This window comes from Shewanella sp. 11B5 (genome assembly GCF_002836795.1).
Lineage (GTDB): Bacteria > Pseudomonadota > Gammaproteobacteria > Enterobacterales > Shewanellaceae > Shewanella > Shewanella frigidimarina.
The window spans coordinates 1-1517 of record NZ_PJAP01000022.1 but is presented as its reverse complement, the minus strand read 5'-3'; the positions used below and the strand labels follow the sequence as shown (position 1 = coordinate 1517).

The following is a 1517-nucleotide window of genomic DNA, read 5'->3' as shown; positions in this document are numbered from 1 at the left end:
ACTAAAACCCAGCCGCTGATGTGCGAAATCGACCAGATTAGAGGCGCGTCTAATGCAATGCCATCGGAGCAAACACGCGAGATTGTTTATCAGTGGTTTGAGCAAACTAAAGCACAATTAAAACAACGCAAAGCCGGATAACCTGGTAGTTAACTTCATGCTAGCTTTAATACTGTGGGTGTTTGCGTGATGTCATCAACACTAACACGACTAACTTTAACGCTACTAGCATTAACGTCACTAACATCGATACTGCAGTGACTAATGTGTGGCGTTAGTACTAACAGAATATGTATTTATAATAATCACTTACTCGCGAATAATGCTTCGCTTGTTAAAGTATTTCACTATCGCAATAGGAAACCGTAATGGTTCAACAAACGAATATAAACGACATTGCCAAACATCTCTTTTCACAAAGGCATTGTGTTAATCCTGAGTCAAATTTACTACCTGAACAGCATATAGACAGTATTGAAACGGCACTTGAAATCCAAGTCGCGATGATTGCATTGAATCAACATAATGTTACTGGGTGGAAATGTTTAACGCCGCGAGACAATGGCGATTTGATTGTTGCACCTATTTTGGCTGATGCCATTGTCAATCAACACGATTGCGCCATTTTATCATCTGCACAGCGTGCCTTGATTGAGCCTGAAATCGCTTTTGTTGTTGGTCAAACCTTTGAGGCTCATCGTCATTACTCTGATACCGAAATCGGTCAACAAATTAGCGCGACTCACATGGCATTGGAGTTAATTCAACAACGATTTAGCCGAGATTATTCAGCCACATTTGTTGAAAAGTTGGCAGACGGACTCAGTAATCAGGGGTTGTACTTAGGCCCAGAAATTGACAAAGCTAAGGCATTGATGGCTAACAAAATCCAAATAACGGTCACTCAACAACAAACTACCAATACCTATGACGGTTGTCATCCGTGTGATTTACCTGCATCACCTTTGTACTGGTTAGTGAATTTTTTAACCACTCGCGGCATTGAGATTACAGCCGGCCAAGCGATAATTACCGGCTCATACTGCGGTGTACTTAAAGTCGACATGGATAAACCTCTGCAGATTGAATATCAAGGATTAGGCAAGATGTCGTTGTCGTTTAGTGAGTTAAGCTTCAGTCAATAATCGACTGTGCTGTTATTCATTAGCGATAACGGATAAACCTCAACCAAAATCCTGGTAGTAGACTTAAATGACGACTGCATGGATGCAGGAGTTAGAGTAACGCAGGAGCAGTTACCGACGACTGCATGGATGCAGGAGCTAGAGTAACGCAGGAGCAGTTACCGACGACTGCATGGATGCCGCTTGTCTATTACAAGATAATAAGACACCGATGGCAGTACTAATATTGCTTGGCTTACCGTTCACACCCCCTAGCTCGACATAAACCGTATGGTTGAGCGCTTGATCACAAAAATACAGTTCACAAAAGGTTACTGGCAAAAATATTCATTAAAATTTGTATCTCAGTGGTCTTTTTTAGTATAAATAAAT

At 41.3% G+C, this 1517-nt stretch carries 1 protein-coding gene; it reads left to right on the top strand.

Annotated elements, in window-relative coordinates; all coding sequences use genetic code 11:
* Positions 1 to 368: 368 nt before the first annotated feature.
* Positions 369 to 1145, top strand: a complete 777-nt coding sequence (locus CXF78_RS00160) for a hypothetical protein (RefSeq protein ID WP_102035652.1) — start codon at positions 369 to 371, stop codon at positions 1143 to 1145.
* Positions 1146 to 1517 lie beyond the last annotated feature (372 nt).